Origin of the sequence: Micromonospora sp. NBRC 110037 (genome assembly GCF_001652995.1) — a bacterium.
GTDB classification, from domain to species: Bacteria; Actinomycetota; Actinomycetes; order Mycobacteriales; family Micromonosporaceae; genus Micromonospora; species Micromonospora chalcea.
The window spans coordinates 472,499-493,858 of record NZ_BBVA01000003.1; the positions used below are offsets into that span (position 1 = coordinate 472,499).

Below are 21,360 nucleotides of genomic sequence, written 5' to 3' on the forward strand. Positions count from 1 at the left end.
ACATGAGCGTACTCAAGCGGCCTGGCGGCCGTTACGGGATAACCTGCCCGTCATGACCGACCCCACTGCGGCGCTCTCGTTCGGCGCCGCCGCGGCCGAGTACGACCGGTTCCGTCCCCGTTATCCCCGGGCCGCGTTGCGCTGGGCACTGGACGGGCTGCACGACGCCCGGGTGGTCGACCTCGGCGCGGGCACCGGCATCCTCACCCGGGGACTGCTGGCGCTCACCGCGGACGGGACGGTGGCTCAGGTCGTACCCGTGGAACCGGATCCGGGGATGCGGGCGCAACTGGCCGCTGCCACGCCGGGCACGACGGCGCTCGCGGGCAGCGCCGAGGCCGTGCCGCTGCCGGACGGGTCGGTGGACGCGGTGCTGGTCGGGCAGGCCTACCACTGGTTCGACAGGGAGCGGGCGCACGCCGAGGCCGCGCGCGTCCTGCGCCCGAGCGGCACGTTCGCGCCGGTCTGGAACATCCGGGACGAGCGGGTCGGGTGGGTGGCGGAGCTGACCCGGATCGCGCACCTCGGGGACAACGCGGGCGACGTGACGCAGCGGTACGCGGACTTCGGCGCCGCCTTCACCGCTGTCGAGGTCGGCGAGTTCGCCCACACGACCACGCTGACGCCGGACGAGGTGGTGAGCATGCTGCACACCCGCTCGTTCTGGCTGACCGCCGACGCGGACGAGCGGCGACGGGTGGACGCGGAGCTGGCGGAGCTGTTCGCCACCCACCCCGACCTGGCCGGCCGGGAGACGGTCGAGCTGCCCTACCGCACGATGGTGCTCCGGGCCCGGCGGCGTTAAGAAGGGGCCCCTCCTCTACCGGAGGCGTTAACAGGGGGCCCTTCCTTGCACCTCAGGTGTTGCGGTCGTAGACCATCCGCAGGCCGATCAGCGTGATCATCGGCTCGTGGTGGGTGATGGTGTGGCACTCGCCGAGCACCAGCGACGCCAGGCCGCCGGTGGCGATGACCGCCTTGACCCCGCCCAGTTCCTCGGACATCCGCTCGACGATGCGGTCCACCTGACCGGCGAAGCCGAAGTAGAGCCCGGCCTGGAGACACTCGACCGTGTTCTTGCCGATCACCGAGCGCGGGCGGGTCGCCTCCACCTTGCGCAACTGCGCCGCGCGGGCGGCCAGCGCGTCGAAGGAGATCTCGATGCCCGGCGCGAACGCCCCGCCGAGGAACTCACCCCGGCTGCTGATCACGTCGAAGTTGGTGGTGGTGCCGAAGTCCACCACGATCGACGGCCCGCCGTAGAGCGTGTACGCGGCAAGCGTGTTCACCACGCGGTCCGCGCCCACCTCCTTCGGGTTGTCGATGGCGAGCTGGACGCCGGTGCGGACGCCGGGCTCGACGATCACGCTGGGCAGGTCGGCGTAGTACCTGTCGAGCATGGTGCGCAACGAGCGCAGCGCGGCCGGCACTGTCGAGCAGGCGGCCACCCCGGTGATCTCCACAGCGTCACCGGCGAGCAGCCCGCGGAACATCAGCCCCAGTTCGTCCGCGGTGGAGCGGGCGTCGGTCTTGATGCGCCACGAGTGCACCAGCTTGTCGCCGTCGAAGGTCGCCAGCACGGTGTTCGTGTTTCCGATGTCGATGCAGAGCAGCACAGCGGCAGCCTAGACGTCGCGCAGGTCGAGGGCGATGTCCAGGATCGGCGAGGAGTGGGTGAGCGCGCCGACGGAGAGGAAGTCGACGCCGGTCGCGCCGTACTCGGCGGCCATCGGCAGCGTCAGCCCGCCGGTGGCCTCCAGCTCCGCCCGGTCGCCCACCGACGCCACCACCTCGCGCAGCTGTGCCGGGGTCATGTTGTCCAGCAGCAGGAACTTCGCGCCCGCCTCGACCGCCTCCACCGCCTCGGCCGGCGTGTCCACCTCGACCTGCACCGGGACGTCGGGGAACGCCTCCCGGACCCGGCGGAACGCGGCGCTGATCCCGCCCGCGGCGACCTTGTGGTTGTCCTTGATCATGGCGACGTCGTACAGGCCCATCCGCTTGTTGGTGCCGCCGCCGGCCCGGACCGCGTACTTCTCCAGCGCCCGCAGGCCCGGCGTGGTCTTGCGGGTGTCCAGCACCGTCGCCTTCGTACCGGCCAGCTCGTCGGCCCAGGCCCGGGTGTGCGTCGCCACGCCGGACATGCGGGACAGCAGGTTCAGCGCCGTCCGCTCGGCGGTCAGCAGCAGCCGGGTCGGGCCGGTCACAGTGGCCAGCACGTCGCCGCGCGCCACCCGCTGCCCGTCGTGGGCCACCACCGACACCTCGACCGTACGCCCGGCGCCGGTCACGTCGGCGACCAGCTCGAACACGGCGGCGGCCACCGGCAGCCCGGCCACCACGCCGTCGGCGCGCGCCACCAGATCGGCCGTGTCCTGCTGCTCGTCCGGGATGGTGGCCACGCTCGTCACGTCGAGGAAGTCGGGCCCGAGGTCCTCGTGCAGCGTGTCCAGGATGATCCGCCGGACCCGCTCCGGGTCCAGGCCACCGTCGCGCAGCGCCTGCTCCGTCGACTCCCTCATGAGTGCTTCTCCTCCCAGCGCTCGGCCACCCGGCCGTCCGTACCCACCTCGGCCACCAGGTGGCCCAGCCACCGCTCGTCGGCCGTCGGGAAGTCCTCCCGCCAGTGACAGCCCCGCGTCTCCTGCCGGGCGTACGCGGCCGCGACCAGCGTCGACGCCACGGTGAGCAGGTTCGTCGCCTCCCAGTCGGCGGTACGCGGCACGCCCCGCCCCGCGCCCAGCCCGGTGAGCGCGGCGGCGGTGGCCTCCAGCGTCCGCGCCGACCGGAGCACGCCCGCGCCCCGCGTCATCGCCCGTTGCAGTTCCGCCGTGCCGGACGCCGGCACCAGCGCGCCCGGGCCGCCGATCCAGGCGCCGGTCTCCGCCGGGCGGGCCTGCTCGGGCAGCCCGGCGGCGATGTCCTCGGCGATCCGGCGGGAGAAGACCAGCCCTTCCAGCAGCGAGTTGCTGGCCAGCCGGTTCGCGCCGTGCACGCCGGTGCAGGCGACCTCGCCGCAGGCGTACAGGCCGGGGATTGAGGTACGGCCGCGCAGGTCGGTCCGGACGCCGCCGGAGGCGTAGTGGGCGGCCGGCGCGACCGGGATCAGGTCGGTCGCCGGGTCCACGCCGATGGCCAGGCACGACGCGACGATGGTGGGGAACCGCCGGGCCAGGAAGTCACCGCCGAGGTGCCGGGCGTCCAGGAACACGTGGTCCGCGCCGGACGCGAGCAGCACCCGGTGGATGCCCTTGGCGACCACGTCCCGGGGCGCCAGCTCGGCCAGTTCGTGCTGGCCCACCATGAACCGCTTGCCGTCGCCGTCGACCAGGTGCGCGCCCTCGCCGCGCAGCGCCTCGGAGACCAGCGGCTGCTGGGCCAGCCCCGCGCCCGGCCCGCCGGGCGGCACGATCAGCGCGGTCGGGTGGAACTGCACGAACTCCACGTCGGTGACGGCCGCGCCGGCGCGCAGCGCCAGTGCCACCCCGTCGCCGGTGGACACCGCCGGGTTGGTGGTGGCGGCGAAGATCTGCCCCATCCCGCCGGTGGCCAGCACGACCGCGCGGCCGAGGATCGCGCCGACGCCGTCCTCGCTGCCCTCGCCGAGCACGTGCAGCGTGATCCCGCAGGCCGGACCGAGCCCGCCCGGCCCGTCGCCGGGGGCGCGCAGCAGGTCCAGCACCAGCGCGTGCTCGACCAGCCGGATCCACGGGTCGCGGCGTACCGCGTCGTGCAGCGCCCGCTGCACCTCCGCGCCGGTGGCGTCACCGCCGGCGTGCACGATCCGGTCGGCGCGGTGGCCGCCCTCCCGGGTCAGCATCAGCGACCCGTCCGCGTTGCGGTCGAACTCCGCCCCGATCCGCATCAGCTCGCGCAGCCGGGTCGGGCCCTCGGCCACGAGCGCGCGGACCGCCGCCGGGTCGCAGAGGCCGACGCCGGCCACCTCGGTGTCGTACGCGTGCGCGTCCGGCGTGTCCGCCGGGTCCAGTACGGCGGCGATGCCGCCCTGCGCCCAGCGCGTCGAACCCTCGTCCATGTCGACCTTGGTGACCACAGTGACGTGCAGACCCGCCTCGCGCAGGTGCAGCGCGGCGGTCAGCCCGGCCACGCCGGAGCCGACCACGATCACGTCTGTCGTCTCCACCCACCCGGGGGCGGGCGCGGCGAGCAGCCGGGGCAGCGTCGGCAGGTCGACGGTGGGTAGGTCCATGAGCACAGTCAACCCGAAGCGAACTCGGCTCGGGCGCGGGGGGCGTGACGAGTGCCCTCGGCTACCTCGTCCGGCGCGGCAGGGCAGCCGGTCCGGCGCCCTTGAGCGAGGTGGTCACCGTACGGTCGCTGAGCCACAGGTAGCAGCGCACGCCCCGGTCGCCGACCGCCCAGCGACCGGCGGCGGGCGGGCGGACCACCACGTCGCTGCGGTAACGCAGGAACGCGTCGGCGGGCACCCCGGCGTAGCGGGCGATCACGGCGAAGCAGCCGTCGTAGAGGGGAACCCAGTCCTCCGGCTTCTTCGGGTACGGGCGGTCCGGCGCGGCCCACACGCCGACGAACTCGGCGTCGTGCGCGACAGCGCAGTCGACCGGGGTGAGCCGCTGCACCCGGCCCGCCTCCCGGGTGGTGCGCTGGCAGCCCAGCCGCAGCGGGGAGGGCGGCTTGAGCGCGTCGCGCAGGCTGCCGGTACGGGTGACCACGGTGGCCGCCGCCTCGACCGTGGTCAGCTCGGTCAGGTCGCACCGGTACCAGCGGGAGCCGGCCGTCCAGCCGAGGGCGGTCGGCACCGCCACCGCCAGCCGGAGGCGTCCGGCGCGCCAGTCGTCACCCACGTACCCGCTGGCCCGTTTGTCGCAGTCGGCGAACGCGGTACGCATCTCCGGTGAGGCGAGCGCCGGCGGGGCGGGCCGGTCGGCGGTGAACGCCCCGACGTGCACGGTCTCCACCCGGTGCGGCAGTTCGCAGCCGACCGGCGCGTACGCGGACAGGCCGACGCTCGGGATGAAGTCGGCGACCTGGCAGACCTCTGCGGCCGGGGTGAACGGCCCGGGTGCGGCCATCGCAGGCCAGTCGTCGGCGAGGTCGCCGTCCAGGCCGCCGGTGCCGGCGCAGCCGGTCAGAGCGGCGCTCGCGACCATCGCGGCGACCAGGAAGCTCATCGCACGGCGCATCGCGGCCTCCCCCAGCCGACGACCGTCGATCCCCGACGGTCCGCCCAGGGTAGCCGAAAATGACCTTCCGGTGACAGACCGCGTTCCCGCCCTTCCGCCCCGTCGATCTTGCGCTAACCGCCTCGACAAACCGCCTGAAAGGGGTGGCGGAGGGGCCGCGACTGCAAGATCAACGGGGAGAGGCGGCGAGGGGGTTGGGGACGGGGGCGCCTGCGGTGCCGGGGGCGGCCGTGGCCGGGTCGGCGGTCAGGTCCACGACCCTGTTGTCGGCGTCTACGTGGACCACCTTCGGGCGATACGTGCGGGCCTCGGCGTCGTCCATCTGACCGTACGAGATGAGGATGACCAGGTCACCGGGGTGCACCAGGTGCGCGGCGGCGCCGTTGATGCCGATCACGCCGCTGCCCCGCCGCCCCGGGATCACGTACGTCTCCAGCCGCGCGCCGTTCGTGATGTCCACGATCGCCACCTGCTCGCCGGGGAGCAGGTCCGCCGCGTCGAGCAGATCCTCGTCCACAGTCACCGAGCCGACGTAGTGCAGGTCGGCCTGGGTCACGGTGGCGCGATGGATCTTCGACTTGAGCATGGTCCGGAACATCGGGGTGCCTTTCCGCATTCGTGGTGGGGTCAGGGACGCGGCGCGAGGTGGATCGCCGTGTTGTCGATCAGGCGGGTGGCGCCGACCCAGGCCGCGATCAGCAGCCGGGCCGGGCCGGTGACCGGGCCGGGCTCCAGCTCGGTGTCGGTGAGCACCAGGTAGTCGAGGCGGGCGGCCGGGTTGTCGAAGGCCCGGTGGGCGGCCGCGAGCACCGCGCCCGCGTCCTCGCCCCGCTCGGCCGCCGCCGCCCCGGCCCGCAGCGCTACGGACAGGCTCAGCGCCGCCTCCCGCTCCGCCGCCGACAGGTAACGGTTGCGGCTGGACAGGGCCAGGCCGTCCGGTTCCCGTACGGTCGGCACGCCGACGATCTCGGTCGGCACGTCGAGGTCGCGGACCATCCGGCGCACCAGGGTGAGCTGCTGGTAGTCCTTCTCGCCGAAGAAGGCCAGGTCGGGCTGCGTGAGCTGGAGCAGCTTCATGACCACCGTGAGCACGCCGTGGAAGAAGCCGGGACGGCTCAGACCCTCCAGGTCCTCGCCGAGCGGCCCCGGGTTCAGCCGTACCGTCGGCTGCCCCTCCGGGTACATCTCGGCCACCGGCGGCGCGAACACCGCGTCCACCCCCACCCGGCGGCAGATCTCCAGGTCCGTGTCGAGCGTGCGCGGGTAACGGTCGAAGTCCTCGTTCGGGCCGAACTGCAGCGGGTTCACGAAGATCGTCACGATGACGTGGTCGGCCCGCTCGCGGGCGGCCCGCAGCAGCATCTCGTGCCCGGCGTGCAGCGCGCCCATGGTCATCACCACGCCGACCGTGCCGGTCATCGCCTCGCGGGCGGCCGCCAGCTCCTTGCGCGTGTGCAGCACCTCGGCCATCAGGCCGCCACCTCGATTCCGTCCAGCACGTCCCGTAGGGCGGCCGCGTCCGCCGGGCGCAGGCGGCCGACCGCGACGGCGCGGTCCGCCGTCCGTCGTGCCAACGCCAGATACGCGGGTACGGATTCCGGCGCGGTCCGCGCCAGCCGGTCCAGATGCCGGCGTACGGTGCCCGCGTCGCCCCGCGACACCGGGCCGGTCAGCGCGTCGTCGCCCAACCGCAGCGCGTTCTCCAGCGCGGCCCGCAGCAGCGGGGCGAGCACCTTCTCCGGCCGCTCCACGCCGGCGTCACGCAGCCGGTCCGACGCCTCGTTGACCAGCGTCACCAGGTGGTTCGCGCCGTGCGCGAGCGCCGCGTGGTAGAGCGGCCGGTCGGTCTCGCCGACCCACTCCGGCACACCGCCCAGGTCGGCCACCAGCCGGGCCGCGAACGCGCGCAGCTCGGCCGGGGCGGTCACGCCGTACGAGATGCCGGGCAGGCGGGACAGGTCGTCCGGCGTACCGGTGAAGGTCATCGCCGGGTGCAGCGCGAGCGGCCGGGCGCCGGCCTCGGCGGCCGGGGCCAGCACGGCCAGCCCGTGCGCGCCGGACGTGTGCGCCACCACCTGGCCGGGGCGCAGCGCGCCGCTCGCGGCCAGGTCGGCGATCACGCCCGCGAGCGCGTCGTCGGGGACGGCGACGATCAGCAGGTCGGTGGCGGCACGCGCCACCTCGGACGCGGAGCGGTGCGGGGTCTCGGGCAGCAGCAGCGCCAGCCGGGCCCCTGTCGCGCCCGAGGCGCCGGACGCGGCGACCACGCGGTGGTCGGCGGCGGCGAGAGCCGCGCCCAGCGTGGCGCCGACCCGGCCGGCGCCCAGCACGCCGACGGCGAGGGTACGCGGGAAGACGAGCGGGGCAGCGGTGGCCCGGTGGCGCAGCGGTGCGCTCATGGCGGCGATCCAGTCCTCGAAGGGGGTACCGGTCGATGGCAAGTATGCGCCCGGGTGACAGACCGGAAACAAGAAGGTGTGAAAACCTTCACCGGCCGCCCGAAGAGGCCGCTGCGGTGGCGGGCAAACCGCACTTTCGGGTACGTCCCGTAGGGTCGGCGGGTGACCACCCCGCTGCGCTGGCGCGACGCGATGGAGCAGGCGTTGTACGGGCCGGACGGGTTCTTCGTCTCCGGCGCCGGCCCAGCCGCGCACTTCCGCACGAGCGTGCACGCCTCACCCGTCTTCGCCGCCTGCCTGCTGCGGCAACTCGAAGCGGTGGACGCGGCGCTGGGCCACCCGGACCGGCTGGACGTGGTGGACGTGGGCGCGGGCCGGGGCGAACTGCTCCGGGCCCTGCTGGCCCGGGCCGCACCCGAGCTGTCCGCCCGGATCCACCCGGTGGCAGTGGAACGAGCCACCCGCCCGCCGGACCTGCCTCCGGAGATCGACTGGCGAACCGACATCCCCGACGGAATCACCGGCCTGCTCCTGGCCACCGAATGGCTGGACAACGTCCCGGTGGACGTGGCGGTCCACACCCAGGCAGGCTGGCGCCTCCTCCTGGTGAACCCGAGAACCGGCGAGGAGACGCTGGGCCCGCCCCCGTCCGCCACCGAAACCACCTGGCTGACCCACTGGTGGCCCCCGGCCCTCCCGCGCAACGCCCCGTTGATCAAGGAGTTTGCGGACGTGGAGAGCTCGGATCAGGACACAAACTCCTTGATCAACGCCGTTGGTGGGGGCGGCAGCAGCGGTGGGCGGGCGGAGATCGGGGTGGGGCGGGATCTGGCCTGGGCGGGGGCCGTCGGAAAGGTGGCGCGGGGGCTGGCGCTTGCGGTGGACTACGGGCATCTGCAGGACTCGCGTCCCCTGGACGGGACGTTGACCGGGTATCGGGCTGGGCGGCAGGTGCCGCCGGTTCCAAACGGGTCGTGCGACGTGACGGCGCACGTCGCCATGGACTCGGTCGCCTCCGCCGGTGAGCGGGTCGCGCGGTGCGCGTACTCCCTGGTCTCTCAGCGGGAGGCGTTGCGGGCGCTCGGGGCCGACGGCGGGCGACCGCCGCTGAGCCTGGCCTCCCGCGACCCGGCCGGCTACCTGCGGGCGCTCGCCGCGGCGTCGGCGGCGGCCGAGCTGACCGACCCGGCCGGGCTCGGCGGGCACCTGTGGCTGCGGCAGCCGGTCGGCGTCGCGCTCGACGCGGTCGTGGCACGATGACGGGCATGACCACGGACGCCGCCGACCTCCGCGAGCTCACAGTCGGCACCGGCGCGGGCGGTGAGCAGCTCGGCACCGACATGGTGCTCAACATCGGGCCGCAGCACCCCTCGACGCACGGCGTGCTGCGGCTGAAGCTGGTGCTCGACGGCGAGCGGGTGGTCGCCGCCGAACCGATCGTCGGCTACATGCACCGGGGAGCGGAGAAGCTCTTCGAGGTACGCGACTACCGGCAGATCATCGTGCTGGCGAACCGGCACGACTGGCTGTCGGCGTTCTCCAACGAGCTGGGCGTGGTGCTCGCGGTCGAGCGGCTGATGGGCATGGAGGTGCCGGAACGCGCCACCTGGCTGCGGATGGCACTGGCCGAGCTGAACCGGGTGCTCAACCACCTGATGTTCCTCGGCTCGTACCCGCTGGAGATCGGCGCGATCACGCCGATGTTCTACGCGTTCCGGGAACGGGAGACCATCCAGGCCGTGATGGAGGAGGTCTCCGGCGGCCGGATCCACTACATGTTCAACCGGGTCGGCGGCCTGAAGGAGGAGGTGCCGTCCGGCTGGACCGGACGCGCCCGCGCCGCCATCGCCGAGGTACGCCGCCGGATGCCCGACCTGGACAACCTGATCCGGCGCAACGACATCTTCCTGGCCCGTACCGTCGGGGTCGGCGTGCTCTCCGCCGCCGACGCCGCCGCGTTCGGCGCGTCCGGGCCGGTCGCCCGCGCCTCCGGGCTCGACCTCGACCTGCGTCGCGACGAGCCCTACCTGGCCTACGACCAGCTCGACGTGCCCGTGGTGACGAAGACCGCCGGGGACTGTCACGCCCGCTTCGAGGTGCTGCTCGACCAGGTGTACGTCTCGCTCGACCTCGCCGAGCAGTGCCTGGACCGGGTGGACCGGATCAGCGGGCCGGTGAACACGCGGCTGCCGAAGGTGCTGAAGGCGCCGGAGGGGCACACGTACGCCTGGACCGAGAACCCGCTCGGCATCAACGGCTACTACCTGGTGTCCCGGGGCGAGAAGACGCCGTGGCGGATGAAGCTGCGCACCGCCTCGTACGCGAACGTGCAGGCGCTGTCGTCGCTGCTGCCCGGCTGCCTGGTGCCCGACCTGATCGCCATCCTCGGCTCGATGTTCTTCGTGGTCGGCGACGTCGACAAGTGATCGTGGGCGCTCAGCGCCAGCGGTCGGCGGTGTCCCGCTGCTGGCCGTGGGCGCCGCGCTCCGAGCCTCGCCATTCCGGTTCCGGCTGACGCCACTGCGGTTCCGGCTGACGCCACTCCGGCTCGGCCGGACGCCACTGCGACTCGCCCTGGCGCCACTCCGGTTCGGGTTGACGCCAGTCCGGCTCGGGCTCGCGGCGCTGCGAATCGGCCGGACGCCACTCCGGCTCCGGCGGACGCCACTGCGGTTCCGGCTGACGCCACTGCGGCGCGGGCTCGGGCTCGCGGCGCTCGGCTTCGGGCTGACGCCACTCCGGGGGCGGCTGGCGCCACTCCGGCTGGCCGCTGCGCTGGGTCGGCGGCCGCCACTCGTCCGGCACCGGCACCCCGCCAGCCGGCAACGCCGGGTGGCCGTCACCCGGCCCACCCGCGTCCGCCCTGCCGCCGCGCACCGACGCCCATCGGTCCTCGATCCGGTACTCCGTGCCGGCGCTGTCGGCGTGCATCGCGGCCCGTCGCTCCCCGAGGCGGATCTCCCGGCCCGCGTCGTCGTCGCGGACCGCCGCCCAGCGGTTACTCGCACGCAGCTCGGACCAGTGATCGCCGTCCGCCCGGTCCCGGCCTTCCCGCGCGTCCAGGGCCCCGGACGCGCCCGGTTCGCTGTGCCGGACGGCCGGTTCGCTGTGCCGCGCGGCGGGTTCGCTGTGCCGCGCGGCCGGTGACCAGGCCGGAACGTCGGCCGCGCCGCCCGGCGCCCAGCCGGCCCGGTCGTCGCCCGACCACTGTCGCTGCTCCTGGGCCGCAGCCCGGCCCTGGTCGTCCGACCAACGGCCACCCACGGACCAGCCCTGCTCCCCGCCGACGCCCGCCCACGGATGCTCGGCGCCCGCGCGTCCGGCGTCGGCAGGCGAGTGCCCGTCACCCGGCCCGAAGCCGTCGTCCCGCGCACTCCCGACCCGGCGGCCGTACCCGGAGCGCTCGCCACCCGCCGGAGCACCCCAGCCGCTGTCGTCCGTGCCGGTCCATCCCGCGTCGGCCCGGTCCTCGCGGCCCCGCTCACGCTGCCCCGCGCCCCGGTGATCGGCCGGGTCGCCGCCCCGGGAGCGGTCCTCGTCCGACCAACCGCCGGGGAATCCGCCGTACCGGGAGCCGGTCGGCTCGGTGCCACCGCCGACGATGGTGTGCCGGGTGGTGACGTGCACGGTCTCGGTGTGGTGGACCACGCCCACCGGGCGGGACTCCGGCCGGGCGGCCGGTTCGGACACGCGCGCCGACCCGTACACGCCGCTCCCGGGCCGGTCCGGCGGGCGCACCGCCGCCCGCGCCGGCTCGGCGTCGTGGCGGCCCGCCCGCGGCGGTTCGCCGTCGGGCTCGCCGCCGTAGCGGCCACCGGAGTACGCCGGACGAGCCGGTTCGTCCTCGTCGCGACCGGCCGGGTGACCCCGATCCGCCTCGTACGCCCCGGCGGCCGGCACCCGGGCCGCGCCGCTCGGGCGATCCTGGGCGGGCGCGGAGGCCAGTCCCGCGGCGGCCGCATCGAGCCGATGCCGCACCGCCCCGGCCGCCTCCTCCGCCCGGCGTGCCTGGTCCAGCGCCTGGTTGCCGCGTTGAGCGGCGGCCACTATCTCGGCCCGCAGCTCCCGCCGGAGCTGCTCCAGCTCCTCGCGCAACTCCTCGGACGCCGCGCCGCCCGAACCGCCCTCCGGCCGCAGCGCGATGGACAGGCCGATCAGCACGACGGCGAGGATCGCCAGGACCGCGCCGAACCGGAGCGAGCCGTTGCCGTCGGCGATCAGCAGGATGAGCGCGGCCAGCGGCGCCAGCCCCACACCGGCCCAGAACAGGACTGTCAGCGGGGTGGGGTTGCGCTTGTCGGCAGGAGCGACCGAGGCGGGCATGGCTGAGCACAGTACCGAGAGTTCCACCTGAGGGGAACGGGTCGGCGTGACTCGATGTGCGGGCCTGCTGAGCAGGCAACCGCCCGGGGTGCGCGGCCGGCCGGCGCGCGTGGCGCCGGCCGGCCGCGGCGCGTCAGCTCGTGGCCAGCGCGGCGTCGGAGGAGAAGACCAGGCCGACGCTCGCGGCGCCGGTCTTCAGCGCGTTCTTGGTCTGCGGGCCGCCCGCGTCCAGCGAACTGAACGAGCCCGCCTTGAAGTCGTAGACCTCGACCAGACCGGCCTGGCACTTCGGCCGCTGCGGGCACTCCGGCGGACCGGCGAGCACGGTGGCCTGCCCGGAGCACTTCGCGGCCAGCTCGGAGAGCGTGGACACGCCGTACTTGTCGGCGAACGCCTTGGTCACCGCGAACGCGTTCTGGTCCTGCGCCTGGGACGGCTGGCCGAACACCAGGCCGGCCTTGTCGCCCTCGGTCTTCAGCGCGGCGACCGTCTTGTCCAGCTCCGGTGAGGAGACGGGCTGGGCGTCCTTGCCGTTGGCCTTGGTGTTGAGGAACTCCGCCATGGTGGCGGCGTACTCCGGGACGACCTGGATCTGCCCCTTCTCCAGGGCCGGGCCGTACAGCTCCCGGTTGCCGATCGTCTGCACCTTGACCTGGTAGCCGGCCGCCTCCAGCGCGATCTTGTAGAGCTCGGCGATGGTCTGGCTCTCGCTGAAGTTGCCGGCGCCGACGGTGATCTGGCCGCCCGGGCCCTTCTCGATCCCGTCGGTCACGCCGTTGGCGGACGCGAACTCCTTCGCCGCCGCCTGGGGCGTCTTGCGGTCGACGTCGACCGCCCGGTTGAGCTGGATCAGCTTCGGGGTGTCGAGCTTCGCGGAGACCTTGTCCAGCGCGGCGACGAGCTGCGGCGTGGCCGCCTTCGCGTTGATCGCGGGAATGACGTTGTCGGTGTTCTGGAGCTTCTTGTCGTCGGTCAGGACGACGAGCTGGTCGCCCGCCACCGGGGCACAGCCGGCCCCCGAGGCGCCCTGCTCGGGCGCGTCGGTGCCGGACGAGCCGGCGTCGCCGCAGCCGGTGAGGAGAGCGGCCGCGGTGAGTGCGCCGAACGCCCCCGCGACCAGTCGTGTACGCGCACGCATGAGTGCCCGCCTTCCGTGTCCCGGCGCGACCCGTCGGGCCGGCCGCGTGTCCGACGGGCGAACCGGACGGCCACCCGCGACTCCAGCCAATATCCTCCGGACCCGACCGACAAACTCGGAGCGGTTTTCGTCACCCGATCGTCACCGGCGGCTCAACTTCCGGTCGTCGCAGCCGTCGCGCGGCGGTTCGCCCGGCGGCGGACCGGGCGCAGCGGACGCGGCGTGACGAGCCGCTCCACGATCGCGAGCAGCCCCTCGACGAGCAGCGCCAGCCCGGCGACCAGCACCCCGCCGGCGATGATCTGGCCGCCGCCGGCGGCGATGTCGAGCCCGAAGCCGGCCCGGATGATCTGGCCCAGCCCGCCGCCGTTGACGAACGAGGCCAGCGCGGCGGTGGCCACCACCTGCACGGCCGCGGTACGGAAACCGGCCGCCAGGTAGGGCACGGCAAGCGGCAGCTCCACCCGGCGCAGCACCTGCCCGCCGGACAGCCCCATCCCATGTGCCGCGTCCCGCGCCTCCGGGTCGGCCTGCCGCACCCCGGTGTACGCGTTCGCCAGCAGCGGCGGCACCGCGAAGACCGCGAGCGCCACCACCACCGCCGGCCGGCCGAAGCCGAGGAAGGTCAGCGGGAGGATGGTCAGCAGGGCCAGGGTCGGGATCGCCAGCGTGACGTTGGAGACCAGCAGCACCAGCCCGCCGCCCCGGCCGCTGTGCCCGAGCCAGAGGCCGATCGGCCAGGCCACCAGGCATCCGAGCAGCACCGCCAGGGCGGACATGCTCAGGTGCTCGCCGAGGCGGTCCAGCACGCCGCCGGGATTGGTCCAGTTCAGCGGGTCGTTCAGCCAGACGACCGCCTGCTCGACGGGGTTCACCGGGCGGACCTCCCGCGCAGCCACGGGGTGAGCAGGCGGCCCACGCCGGCCAGCACCAGGTCCAGCACCAGCGCCAGCAGCACGCACAGCACCGTGCCGGTCATGATCTGGGCCTTGTAGAAGTTGTTCTGGAAGCCGGCGAAGATGAGCTGGCCGAGCCCGCCCCGGCCGACCACCACACCCACCGTGACCAGCGCGACAGTCGACACCGTCGCCAGCCGTACGCCGGTGAGGACGCCGGGCAGCGCCAGCGGCAGCTCGATCCGGAACAGCCGTCCCCACCGGCCGTACCCCATGCCCTCGGCGGCCTCCCGCACCTCCGGCGGCACCTGGTTCAGCCCGGCCAGCGCGTTGCGCACGATGACCAGCAGCGCGTACAGCGCCACCACGGTGAGCACGGTGATCGCGCCGATGCCCAGGTAGGGCGCGAGGAAGGCGAACAGCGCCAGCGACGGGACGGTGTAGAGCACCCCGGTCAGCGCAAGGATGGAGGCCGACAACGACCGGAACCAGTACGCGAGCACCGCGAGCGGCAGCGCCACCAGCGCGGCGATCACCACGGCCCGGGCGGTCAGCCAGGTGTGCTCACGCAGCGCGGCCAGGATCGTGTCAGAGTTGTCCCGCACGTACTGCCAGGAGAACCACGGATTACCCGGGTCGGCCCGGTAGCTCAGGTGGAGGGACACAGGTGGACGGTACCCCGGGGGACGCTGCCGGACACGGCGCGGCGTCGATCACGCTGGAACGCATCCGCAAGCGCTACCCGGACGGCACCGAGGCGGTACGCGAGCTGAGCCTGCAGGTCGGCGCCGGTGAGCTGGTGGTCCTGATCGGCCCGTCCGGCTGCGGCAAGTCGACGGTGCTACGGATGATCAACCGGCTGATCGAGCCGACCGGCGGGCGGATCCTGCTCGGCGACGACGACGTCACCCGGGTCGACCCGGTGGCGCTGCGCCGCCGCATCGGGTACGTCATCCAGAACGTCGGCCTCTTCCCGCACCAGACCGTCGCGGCGAACGTGGCGACAGTGCCGGGACTGCTGGGCTGGCCGAAGCAGCGCACCCGCGCCCGCGTCGGCGAGTTGCTGGAGCTGGTCGGCCTCGACCCGGCCCAGTTCGGCCGGCGGTACCCGCACGAGCTGTCCGGCGGGCAGCGGCAGCGGGTCGGGGTGGCCCGGGCGCTCGCCGCCGACCCGGTGGTGCTGCTGATGGACGAGCCGTTCTCCGCGGTGGACCCGATCGTCCGGACCCGCCTGCAGGAGGAGTTCCTGCGCCTGCAGGCCGAGGTACGCAAGACGATCGTGCTGGTCACGCACGATCTCGACGAGGCGGTCCGGCTCGGCGACCGGATCGCGGTGCTCTCCGAGGGCGGCCGGCTGGAGCAGTACGACACGCCCGCCGCGCTGCTCGGGTCACCCGCTTCGGACTTCGTCCGCGAGTTCGTCGGCGCCGACCGGGGCATCCGGCGCCTCGCGGTGACCCCGGTGACCCGCGCGGTCCTCGACCCGCTCCCGGCCGACGGGGGCGCCGGCCTGCCCACTGTGGCGCTCGGCGACTCGGCGTACGACGCGCTCGGCGCGCTGCTCACCTCCGGCGCGGAGCACGCCGTGGTGACCGAGGAGGGCCAGGCGGTGGGCCTGCTCGCCCGTACCCGGGTGCTGGCGCTGGGCGCTGTGGACTGAGCTCAGGCCCGGCCGCCCAGGCTGGCCAGCCCGACGATCCAGCCGGCGAAGAAGCCGTACGTGACGCCGGTGCTGGCGGACTGGAACGCGGCGAACAGCGAGCCGTGCGGGCCGAGGAGCGTGGCGAGCAGGGCGCTGAGCCCGGCGGCGAGCACGTACGCGCCCCAGCCGGAGAGGAACTGGCTGCCTGAGGACGCCACCCGGTCGACCTGCGGGCCGGGCAGCAGGTAGAGCAGCGCAGCGGCCAGCACGATCAGCAGGATCGCGCGCAGGTTGGTGGCGAACACGCCCTCGTCGGCGTGCCACCGCCAGGACGGCCAGGCCAGCAGCCGCAGGAACCAGCCGCCCGCCCCGGTCGGGTCGGTGGCGCGCTGCGCCCAGTCCACGTACATCGGACTGCCGCCGACGGCGACCAGCAGGAACGCGGCGAGGGTGCCGGTGCCGGCGGCCGTGCCGTACCGGGAGACGGCGCGGGGGCGGTTGCTCAGAGCCATGCGACGGTCAGTTCCCGGCCGGTCGCGCCGGGCAAACCTGCGCAACCGTCCGGCCGTCGCCGGCCGGCGGGTCGTCATCGACGTCAGTGCTTCATCAGGTAGTCGATGAAGGCGGCGCGCAGCAACGGCGCGGACTCCTCGTAGCCGTGCCCGGTCAGCTCGCGCCAGAGCGCGTTCGCCTCGTCGATGGTCGGGCCGATCGAGTTCGGCGCGCCGTCCAGCGCGGCGGCCTCGTCGGCGTTGGGCAGGTGCCGCAGGACCGACCAGAAGAAGCCCACGTCGCGACGCTCGCGGGCCAGGTTGAACGCCTGCTCGCGCAACTCCTCGGTGGAGAGCTTGTCGAGCTCGTCGAAGGTGCGGCCGCCGGGGGCAGGAGTCTCGCTCATGCCGCCGAGCCTAACCGGCGAGATCAGCTCCGGCGCGCCGGACGCACGGCCACGGTCGGGTCAGCGTTCGTCGGCGTCCCAGCGCCGGGGCTCGCTCTCCCAGCGCGGGGCCTCCCACGCCTCCACCGGGGTGTCGTTCTGGCGTACCGGCAGCACCGACGGCCAGGTGTCGGCCGGCTCGGGCGCCGGGGTCATCCCCCAACCGCCGCTCGTCGCGCCGTCCCGCAGCGGGCGGACCGGAACCGGTCCCACAGTCGCCGGCGGCGCCGGGCGGGGCCGGCCGAACGTCTCCACCAGCCGGGTGACGAGCAGCCCCGCGCCGAGCGTGGCGCCGCCCAGCGCCCACCGGCCGACCGACCAGCCCTGCGGCACGGTCCAGGCCAGGAACACCACCACCAGGCATACCGCGAGCAGGGTGCCGAAGATGCCGCCGCGACGGCCGTACGCGCTGGTGCCGCCGAGCATCACCGTTCCGACCGCCAGCACGGTCCAGTCCAGGCCGGTGCCGGGGGCGACGGCGCCGTCCCCGTTCGCGGCGATCAGCACGCCGCCGAGCGCCGCCAGCACGGTGGACGCGACCAGCGCCAGCGCGGTCACCGTGGCGGCCACCGCGCCGCGCCGCCGGGCCGGGTCGGCGACCGGCCGGAACCGGCCGATCAGCCGGCGCACCGGCATCATCGCGGCGAACAGGCCACCGAGGACGGCCACCGCGGCGAAGCCCACGAAGAGGTACAGCGCGTTGCGGCGCGGGTCGTAGTCACTCTGCACCGCGACCGGCACGCTCCGGCGCTCCAGATAGACGATCACGCCGGCCGCCCCGGCCAGGCTCGCCGCCCAGCCGGGCACGTGCAGCACCACCACGGCCAGCGCGAGCGCCAGCCCGGCCGCCGCCGCCACCGCGAGCGCCGGCAGCAGCGCCTCCCGCATGCCGCGGTCACCCTGCTCGGCGAAGTGCAGCGCGGCGGCCAGCGCGACCGGGCCGACCGCCAGGTTCACCGCGCCGGCCCGCAGGCTCAGGCCCGCGGCCAGGGTGAGCAGGCCGAGCGCGGCCACGTCGACGAGCAGCGTCTTCAGGGAGCCGCCGCGCAACGCGTCCGCGTTCTCCCGCCAGAGCAGCCAGGTCACCGCCACCAGCGCGGCGAGCAGCACGAACTCCCAGAGCACGTGCACCGCGATGCGGTCCCGGCCGGGCTCGCCGTGCGCCGGGTCGTCGAAGACGTGCTCCAGTACGGCGGCGGGCACGCCGGACGATGTCTCCGGCGGCGCTGTCCGACCCGCGTCGTCGTACGCCATAGACCCGCGCCTCCCAGGTGGCCGCGTCCGGCCCACGGGCGGGCGGACCGTGGCGGCCGTCGCTCTCCGGTCGCCAGGGACGGTACCGCCGGGCCGGGGTGTGGGGAACCCCGGATCAGAGACGCCCGCGCGGCGTCTCGCGGTCGCCCGGCTCGCGGTCCTCGTCGTCCTCCTGCTCCGGCACCCGGCAGGAGCGTTCCAGCCAGAGCGCGGCGGCGACGAGCGCGAGCGACGCGATCAGACCGCCGAGCGCGGCGGGCCGGTCGCCCTGGGCGGCATTGGTCCGTTCCACGAAGAGCCAGCCGGTCAGGCCGGCGTAGAAGCCGGCGAAGATGGCACCGGCCAGCGCGGACGCCTTGGCCAGCACCACGAACCGGGCGACCAGCAGTGGGTTCACCGGCTCGCGGCCGGGCCGCCGCTCGATCCGGCTGCGGGTGTTCACCGCCGCGTAGCCCTCCAGCACGGCCAGGCCGGCCAGCGTGATCACCGGCAGCCAGGGCAGGTCGGGCGCGAAGTCGTAGTAGAAGCCGCTGATCAGCAGCCAGGCCACCGCGGCGGCGGCCAGGCCGGCCACCACGAGCGTGGAGGCCCGGGTCGGCCCCATCCGGAAGCGGTCGGGCCCCTGCGGGGAGCGGTCGGTGCTCACCGCGCCTCCTCAGCTCGCCACTGCCGGGCCACGCTCCTGCGGGTCATGTGTCCGACTCTAGCGTCAGATCGGGTCGTGGGCTCAGTTCCAGGGCGTCACCGGCCAGCGGCTCGGCGTTGAGCAGATCGGTCAGCCAGCCGTGCCCGGGCAGCCGGCCGTGCGGCTCGACGTCGATCCACGGGCGCAGCACGAACGCGCGCAGGTGGGCCCGGGGATGCGGCACCGTCAGCTCGGGGTCGTCGCGGAGCACCGGCTGGCCGCCGTCGTCCCAGACCGCGATCACGTCCACGTCGAGCGTGCGCGGCCCGTACCGCCGCTCCGGGTCGCGGGCCCGCCCGGCCGCCGCCTCCGCGGCCCGGGCGCGGGCCAGCCAGTCCTCCGGCGTCGCCGCCGGGTCCGCGACCATCACCACCGCGTTCAGGTACGCGGGCTGGTCCGCGTCCCCCCACGGTGGAGTCTCGTAGACACCGGAGACCAGCAGGACCCGGTCGCCGAGCGCGGCCACCGCGCCGCGCAGGTGGCCGAGGCGGTCGCCCAGGTTGCTGCCGATCGACAGCACGGCCCGGGTCACCGGGTACGCCTCATCGTGACGGCGACGTCCCGGAAGGCGTGCGGGATCGGTGCCTCCGGCTTGTGCACGGTCACCGTCGCCGCGGCGACCAGCGGCTCGGCCAGGCAGACCGCGAGCAGCCGGTCGGCGAGTGTCTCGATGAGGTTCACCGGTTCGCCGGTGATCACCGCGACCAGCCGTTCGGCGAGTTCCCCGTAGTGCACGGTGTCGGTCACCTCGTCGGAGCGGGCGGCCGGGCCCAGGTCCAGTTCGAGCACCGCGTCGACCACGAACTCCTGCCCCTGGGCGCGCTCGAAGTCGTAGACGCCGTGCCGGCCGTGCGCGCGCAGGCCGGTCAGCTCGATCCGGTCGGTCACCTGTCGCCTCCACTCGCGCCGGTGGCCGCTTCCGCCTGGCGGCTGCGGGTGACCGCTTCGGTCGGCGGCGCGGTCGCGGGCCGCCTGCCGGTCGCGGTGACGAGCCGCGGGCTGCCGGTGGCCTGCCAGACGGCGAGCGCGTCGGCGGTGCCGCGGACGTCGTGCACGCGTACCCCCCAGGCGCCGGCCGCGACGGCGAGCACGCTCGTCGCGACGGTCGCGGCCTCCCGCCCGGCGGTGGGCCGCGGCTCGCCCGCCGCGTCGGCGAGCAACCGGCCCAGGTAGGACTTGCGGCTGGCCCCGAAGAGCACCGGAAAGCCCAGGTCGACCAGCTCGGGCAGGCGGGCGCTGAGCGCCCAGTTGTGCGCGGCGGTCTTCGCGAAGCCCAGACCCGGGTCGACGACGATCCGGTCGGCGGCCACCCCGGCGGCGAGCGCGGCGTCGACCCGCCGGCTCAGCTCGTCCCGGACCTCGGTCACCACGTCGGTGTACGTGGCCAGCTCGCGCATCTCCCGCGAGTGTCCCCGCCAGTGCATGAGCACCCACGGACAGCCGGCGTCGCGGACCACCCGGGCCATGTCCGGGTCGGCGAGGCCGCCGGAGACGTCGTTCACCAGGTACGCGCCGGCGGCGAGGACCGCCTCGGCGACCCGGGCCCGGCTGGTGTCGATGCTGACGACGATGCCGGCGGCGCTCAGCTCACGGACCACCGGCAGCACCCGGGCGGTCTCCGTCTCCGCGTCGACCCGCTCGGCGCCGGGCCGGGTGGACTCGCCGCCCACGTCGATCAGGTCGGCGCCGTCGGCGCGAAGTCGCACCCCGTGTGCGACTGCCGCGTCCAGATCGGCGTATCTGCCGCCGTCGGAGAAGGAGTCGGGCGTGACGTTCAGGACGCCCATCACCACCGGGGTCTCCGCCCGTACCAGATCGGTCACGGAGCCGACAGTACCGCTCGCGGGCGGGGCTTCCGGCGACCGGGCGAGCCGCCGACGCAGCAGCCCTGACATGCGGATTGGAACAGGTGTACGATCGGTCTTCCGGGCGATTCACGGTCGACTCTTCGCGGCTTGTCGCAAAGGTGGCCGGGCCGTACGCTTTGGAATTGCCCAGCATCGAGATGGCGAAGCCTGGAGGGAGGGCCGAAGCGGGAAGAATCCGCCCAAAACTCACCACCCAGCGTGGTGGGTCACGGACACAGCGTTGACCACTTCCGTGTCCGCCGAGCACCATCCCGCCAGGCTTGCCTACTTGCACCAACGCGGCACCGCCGGCCGCGACCTTGGGGAGGTTTCCAGTGATCGCCATCGAGCTCATGGCAGCGGCGTCGAGCGCCGTCGACCACGCGCTCCACACCCTGGCGTCGACTCCACTCGCCGAGCCGGCTCCGAAGGGCATCGACACCGACAACGTCGTCACCTTCTTCGCCAGCAAGATCGCACCGATCCTGCTCGCCGTCCTCGGGGTGATCTTCATCGGCCGGGCCAGCCGGGGTGAGATCTCCAAGGTGCTGACCAGCTCGGCCATCGCCATCATCGGCCTGGCCTTCATCGCCGGCGCCGCCACACTCTTCTTCGTCGGCGACTACCTGATCAACCTGATCTTCGAGTAGGACGCTGGGCGACGATGCGGCTGCGCACCGACGACGACATCTACCGGGCACGCCTCGTCTACCTGGGGCCGCCCGGGTACACCCTTCCCGTTCACCTGCCGTACGCCCAGTACGGCCTGTTCATGCTGCTCGTACCCCTCTACATGTTCATCCACTGGCTGTTCACGCTCCAGGTCGAGCTCTTCCCCGCCTGGGAGATCTCGCTGGCGATCGTGACGACCTCGTTCATCTTCCGGTACGTCGACCCGGACCGGCCCGCGCGCATGGTGATCCGGACCGCGCTGACCGACTGGCGACGCACCCGGGAACCGGCCACCGAGCAGCGGGATCCGCGGCTCGTCGCGAGCCGGATCAGGATCCGGGAGGAACTGGCATGACCGGGCGTACGACAACCGTGCAGACGAACGACGCGGGTGAGGCGGTC

General features: G+C 74.2%; 24 protein-coding genes. 6 read left to right on the forward strand and 18 right to left on the reverse strand.

Annotation, left to right across the window (positions count from 1 at the left end; translation table 11 throughout):
- The first annotated feature begins 52 nt into the window (after nt 1-52).
- Nucleotides 53-805, forward strand: a complete 753-nt coding sequence (locus A4R25_RS12210; RefSeq protein ID WP_064446771.1) for a class I SAM-dependent methyltransferase — start codon at nt 53-55, stop codon at nt 803-805.
- A 52-nt stretch (nt 806-857) separates the two neighbouring features.
- Here the strand turns inward: A4R25_RS12210 and A4R25_RS12215 are convergent, their stop codons facing one another.
- The 7 genes from A4R25_RS12215 to A4R25_RS12245 form a co-directional block, all read right to left on the reverse strand.
- Nucleotides 858-1,616 (reverse strand): type III pantothenate kinase, encoded by a 759-nt coding sequence (locus A4R25_RS12215; RefSeq protein ID WP_030504826.1) that lies wholly within the window; start codon nt 1,614-1,616, stop codon nt 858-860.
- A 9-nt stretch (nt 1,617-1,625) separates the two neighbouring features.
- A complete protein-coding gene (nadC, locus tag A4R25_RS12220; RefSeq protein WP_064446772.1) occupies nt 1,626-2,522 on the reverse strand; it encodes a carboxylating nicotinate-nucleotide diphosphorylase in 897 nt (298 codons plus the stop codon).
- On the reverse strand, nt 2,519-4,210 hold the full coding sequence (locus tag A4R25_RS12225) for an L-aspartate oxidase (RefSeq protein WP_043327912.1): 1,692 nt from the start codon (nt 4,208-4,210) through the stop codon (nt 2,519-2,521). The genes nadC and A4R25_RS12225 overlap by 4 nt, the downstream gene beginning before the upstream one ends.
- 61 nt (nt 4,211-4,271) lie before the next feature.
- Nucleotides 4,272-5,165: a septum formation family protein gene (locus tag A4R25_RS12230; protein WP_064446773.1), complete on the reverse strand. Its 894-nt coding sequence runs from the start codon at nt 5,163-5,165 to the stop codon at nt 4,272-4,274.
- Between the two features lie 169 nt (nt 5,166-5,334).
- Complete coding sequence (gene panD / locus A4R25_RS12235; RefSeq protein ID WP_064446774.1) at nt 5,335-5,763, reverse strand: aspartate 1-decarboxylase; 429 nt, start codon at nt 5,761-5,763, stop codon at nt 5,335-5,337.
- A gap of 29 nt (nt 5,764-5,792) precedes the next feature.
- Nucleotides 5,793-6,635, reverse strand: a complete 843-nt coding sequence (gene panC / locus A4R25_RS12240; RefSeq protein WP_043327909.1) for a pantoate--beta-alanine ligase — start codon at nt 6,633-6,635, stop codon at nt 5,793-5,795.
- Nucleotides 6,635-7,564 (reverse strand): Rossmann-like and DUF2520 domain-containing protein, encoded by a 930-nt coding sequence (locus tag A4R25_RS12245; RefSeq protein ID WP_064446775.1) that lies wholly within the window; start codon nt 7,562-7,564, stop codon nt 6,635-6,637. Before A4R25_RS12245 ends, panC begins: the two co-directional genes overlap by 1 nt.
- A gap of 192 nt (nt 7,565-7,756) precedes the next feature.
- On the opposite strand from A4R25_RS12245, the gene A4R25_RS12250 reads away from it, so the two are divergent.
- Nucleotides 7,757-8,824 carry an SAM-dependent methyltransferase gene (locus A4R25_RS12250; protein WP_064446860.1) on the forward strand — a complete coding sequence of 356 codons (1,068 nt, stop codon included), beginning with the start codon at nt 7,757-7,759 and terminating at the stop codon, nt 8,822-8,824.
- Entirely contained in the window at nt 8,821-9,990 is a 1,170-nt protein-coding gene (locus tag A4R25_RS12255; protein ID WP_197494895.1) for an NADH-quinone oxidoreductase subunit D, read from the forward strand. The genes A4R25_RS12250 and A4R25_RS12255 overlap by 4 nt, the downstream gene beginning before the upstream one ends.
- Nucleotides 9,991-10,000: 10 nt before the next feature.
- On the opposite strand, the gene A4R25_RS12260 is transcribed toward A4R25_RS12255, so the two are convergent.
- From A4R25_RS12260 to A4R25_RS12275, 4 genes are all read right to left on the reverse strand, one after another.
- Nucleotides 10,001-11,887, reverse strand: a complete 1,887-nt coding sequence (locus A4R25_RS12260) for a hypothetical protein (protein ID WP_064446777.1) — start codon at nt 11,885-11,887, stop codon at nt 10,001-10,003.
- A 133-nt stretch (nt 11,888-12,020) separates the two neighbouring features.
- Nucleotides 12,021-13,025, reverse strand: coding sequence for a glycine betaine ABC transporter substrate-binding protein (locus A4R25_RS12265; RefSeq protein ID WP_043327905.1), 1,005 nt, complete (start codon nt 13,023-13,025; stop codon nt 12,021-12,023).
- A 152-nt stretch (nt 13,026-13,177) separates the two neighbouring features.
- Entirely contained in the window at nt 13,178-13,900 is a 723-nt protein-coding gene (locus tag A4R25_RS12270; protein WP_052165690.1) for an ABC transporter permease, read from the reverse strand.
- Nucleotides 13,897-14,586, reverse strand: a complete 690-nt coding sequence (locus A4R25_RS12275) for an ABC transporter permease (RefSeq protein ID WP_064446778.1) — start codon at nt 14,584-14,586, stop codon at nt 13,897-13,899. Before A4R25_RS12275 ends, A4R25_RS12270 begins: the two co-directional genes overlap by 4 nt.
- 2 nt (nt 14,587-14,588) lie before the next feature.
- Here A4R25_RS12275 and A4R25_RS12280 point away from each other — a divergent pair, with 2 nt between their 5' ends.
- Nucleotides 14,589-15,581: an ABC transporter ATP-binding protein gene (locus tag A4R25_RS12280; protein ID WP_064446779.1), complete on the forward strand. Its 993-nt coding sequence runs from the start codon at nt 14,589-14,591 to the stop codon at nt 15,579-15,581.
- Between the two features lie 2 nt (nt 15,582-15,583).
- Here A4R25_RS12280 and A4R25_RS12285 read toward each other — a convergent pair whose 3' ends face one another.
- The 7 genes from A4R25_RS12285 to folP all read right to left on the reverse strand — a co-directional run bounded on the left by A4R25_RS12285 (nt 15,584) and on the right by folP (nt 20,262).
- Nucleotides 15,584-16,075, reverse strand: a complete 492-nt coding sequence (locus A4R25_RS12285; protein WP_064446780.1) for a hypothetical protein — start codon at nt 16,073-16,075, stop codon at nt 15,584-15,586.
- Between the two features lie 83 nt (nt 16,076-16,158).
- The gene (locus tag A4R25_RS12290) at nt 16,159-16,461 is read right to left on the reverse strand and encodes a hypothetical protein (RefSeq protein ID WP_030502043.1); all 303 of its coding nucleotides are present in this window, start codon (nt 16,459-16,461) and stop codon (nt 16,159-16,161) included.
- A gap of 60 nt (nt 16,462-16,521) precedes the next feature.
- Nucleotides 16,522-17,754, reverse strand: a complete 1,233-nt coding sequence (locus tag A4R25_RS12295) for an ABC transporter permease (protein ID WP_043327900.1) — start codon at nt 17,752-17,754, stop codon at nt 16,522-16,524.
- A gap of 115 nt (nt 17,755-17,869) precedes the next feature.
- Nucleotides 17,870-18,358, reverse strand: a complete 489-nt coding sequence (locus A4R25_RS12300; protein WP_104114026.1) for a DUF3180 domain-containing protein — start codon at nt 18,356-18,358, stop codon at nt 17,870-17,872.
- Nucleotides 18,359-18,443: 85 nt separating this feature from the next.
- The gene (folK, locus tag A4R25_RS12305; RefSeq protein WP_064446781.1) at nt 18,444-18,971 is read right to left on the reverse strand and encodes a 2-amino-4-hydroxy-6-hydroxymethyldihydropteridine diphosphokinase; all 528 of its coding nucleotides are present in this window, start codon (nt 18,969-18,971) and stop codon (nt 18,444-18,446) included.
- Complete coding sequence (gene folB / locus A4R25_RS12310) at nt 18,968-19,327, reverse strand: dihydroneopterin aldolase (protein ID WP_043327897.1); 360 nt, start codon at nt 19,325-19,327, stop codon at nt 18,968-18,970. Before folB ends, folK begins: the two co-directional genes overlap by 4 nt.
- Nucleotides 19,324-20,262, reverse strand: a complete 939-nt coding sequence (gene folP, locus A4R25_RS12315; protein WP_231915503.1) for a dihydropteroate synthase — start codon at nt 20,260-20,262, stop codon at nt 19,324-19,326. Before folP ends, folB begins: the two co-directional genes overlap by 4 nt.
- 359 nt (nt 20,263-20,621) lie before the next feature.
- Between folP and A4R25_RS12320 the strand changes: the two genes are divergently transcribed.
- Together A4R25_RS12320 and A4R25_RS12325 are read left to right on the forward strand one after the other, a co-directional pair.
- Entirely contained in the window at nt 20,622-20,936 is a 315-nt protein-coding gene (locus A4R25_RS12320; RefSeq protein ID WP_043327895.1) for a hypothetical protein, read from the forward strand.
- Nucleotides 20,937-20,950: 14 nt separating this feature from the next.
- On the forward strand, nt 20,951-21,313 hold the full coding sequence (locus A4R25_RS12325) for a hypothetical protein (RefSeq protein WP_013288977.1): 363 nt from the start codon (nt 20,951-20,953) through the stop codon (nt 21,311-21,313).
- Nucleotides 21,314-21,360: the final 47 nt, after the last annotated feature.

Excerpts from the sequence above, each read along its gene's own strand:
- A4R25_RS12210 (WP_064446771.1), top strand. The coding sequence starts at position 53 with ATGACCGACCCCACTGCGGCGCTCTCGTTCGGCGCCGCCGCGGCCGAG.
- nadC (WP_064446772.1), bottom strand. The coding sequence starts at position 2,522 with ATGAGGGAGTCGACGGAGCAGGCGCTGCGCGACGGTGGCCTGGACCCG.
- A4R25_RS12225 (WP_043327912.1), bottom strand. The coding sequence starts at position 4,210 with ATGGACCTACCCACCGTCGACCTGCCGACGCTGCCCCGGCTGCTCGCC.
- A4R25_RS12230 (WP_064446773.1), bottom strand. The coding sequence starts at position 5,165 with ATGCGCCGTGCGATGAGCTTCCTGGTCGCCGCGATGGTCGCGAGCGCC.
- panD (WP_064446774.1), bottom strand. The coding sequence starts at position 5,763 with ATGTTCCGGACCATGCTCAAGTCGAAGATCCATCGCGCCACCGTGACC.
- panC (WP_043327909.1), bottom strand. The coding sequence starts at position 6,635 with ATGGCCGAGGTGCTGCACACGCGCAAGGAGCTGGCGGCCGCCCGCGAG.
- A4R25_RS12245 (WP_064446775.1), bottom strand. The coding sequence starts at position 7,564 with ATGAGCGCACCGCTGCGCCACCGGGCCACCGCTGCCCCGCTCGTCTTC.
- A4R25_RS12250 (WP_064446860.1), top strand. The coding sequence starts at position 7,757 with ATGGAGCAGGCGTTGTACGGGCCGGACGGGTTCTTCGTCTCCGGCGCC.
- A4R25_RS12255 (WP_197494895.1), top strand. The coding sequence starts at position 8,821 with ATGACGGGCATGACCACGGACGCCGCCGACCTCCGCGAGCTCACAGTC.
- A4R25_RS12260 (WP_064446777.1), bottom strand. The coding sequence starts at position 11,887 with ATGCCCGCCTCGGTCGCTCCTGCCGACAAGCGCAACCCCACCCCGCTG.
- A4R25_RS12265 (WP_043327905.1), bottom strand. The coding sequence starts at position 13,025 with ATGCGTGCGCGTACACGACTGGTCGCGGGGGCGTTCGGCGCACTCACC.
- A4R25_RS12285 (WP_064446780.1), bottom strand. The coding sequence starts at position 16,075 with ATGGCTCTGAGCAACCGCCCCCGCGCCGTCTCCCGGTACGGCACGGCC.
- A4R25_RS12290 (WP_030502043.1), bottom strand. The coding sequence starts at position 16,461 with ATGAGCGAGACTCCTGCCCCCGGCGGCCGCACCTTCGACGAGCTCGAC.
- A4R25_RS12295 (WP_043327900.1), bottom strand. The coding sequence starts at position 17,754 with ATGGCGTACGACGACGCGGGTCGGACAGCGCCGCCGGAGACATCGTCC.
- A4R25_RS12300 (WP_104114026.1), bottom strand. The coding sequence starts at position 18,358 with ATGGGGCCGACCCGGGCCTCCACGCTCGTGGTGGCCGGCCTGGCCGCC.
- A4R25_RS12325 (WP_013288977.1), top strand. The coding sequence starts at position 20,951 with ATGCGGCTGCGCACCGACGACGACATCTACCGGGCACGCCTCGTCTAC.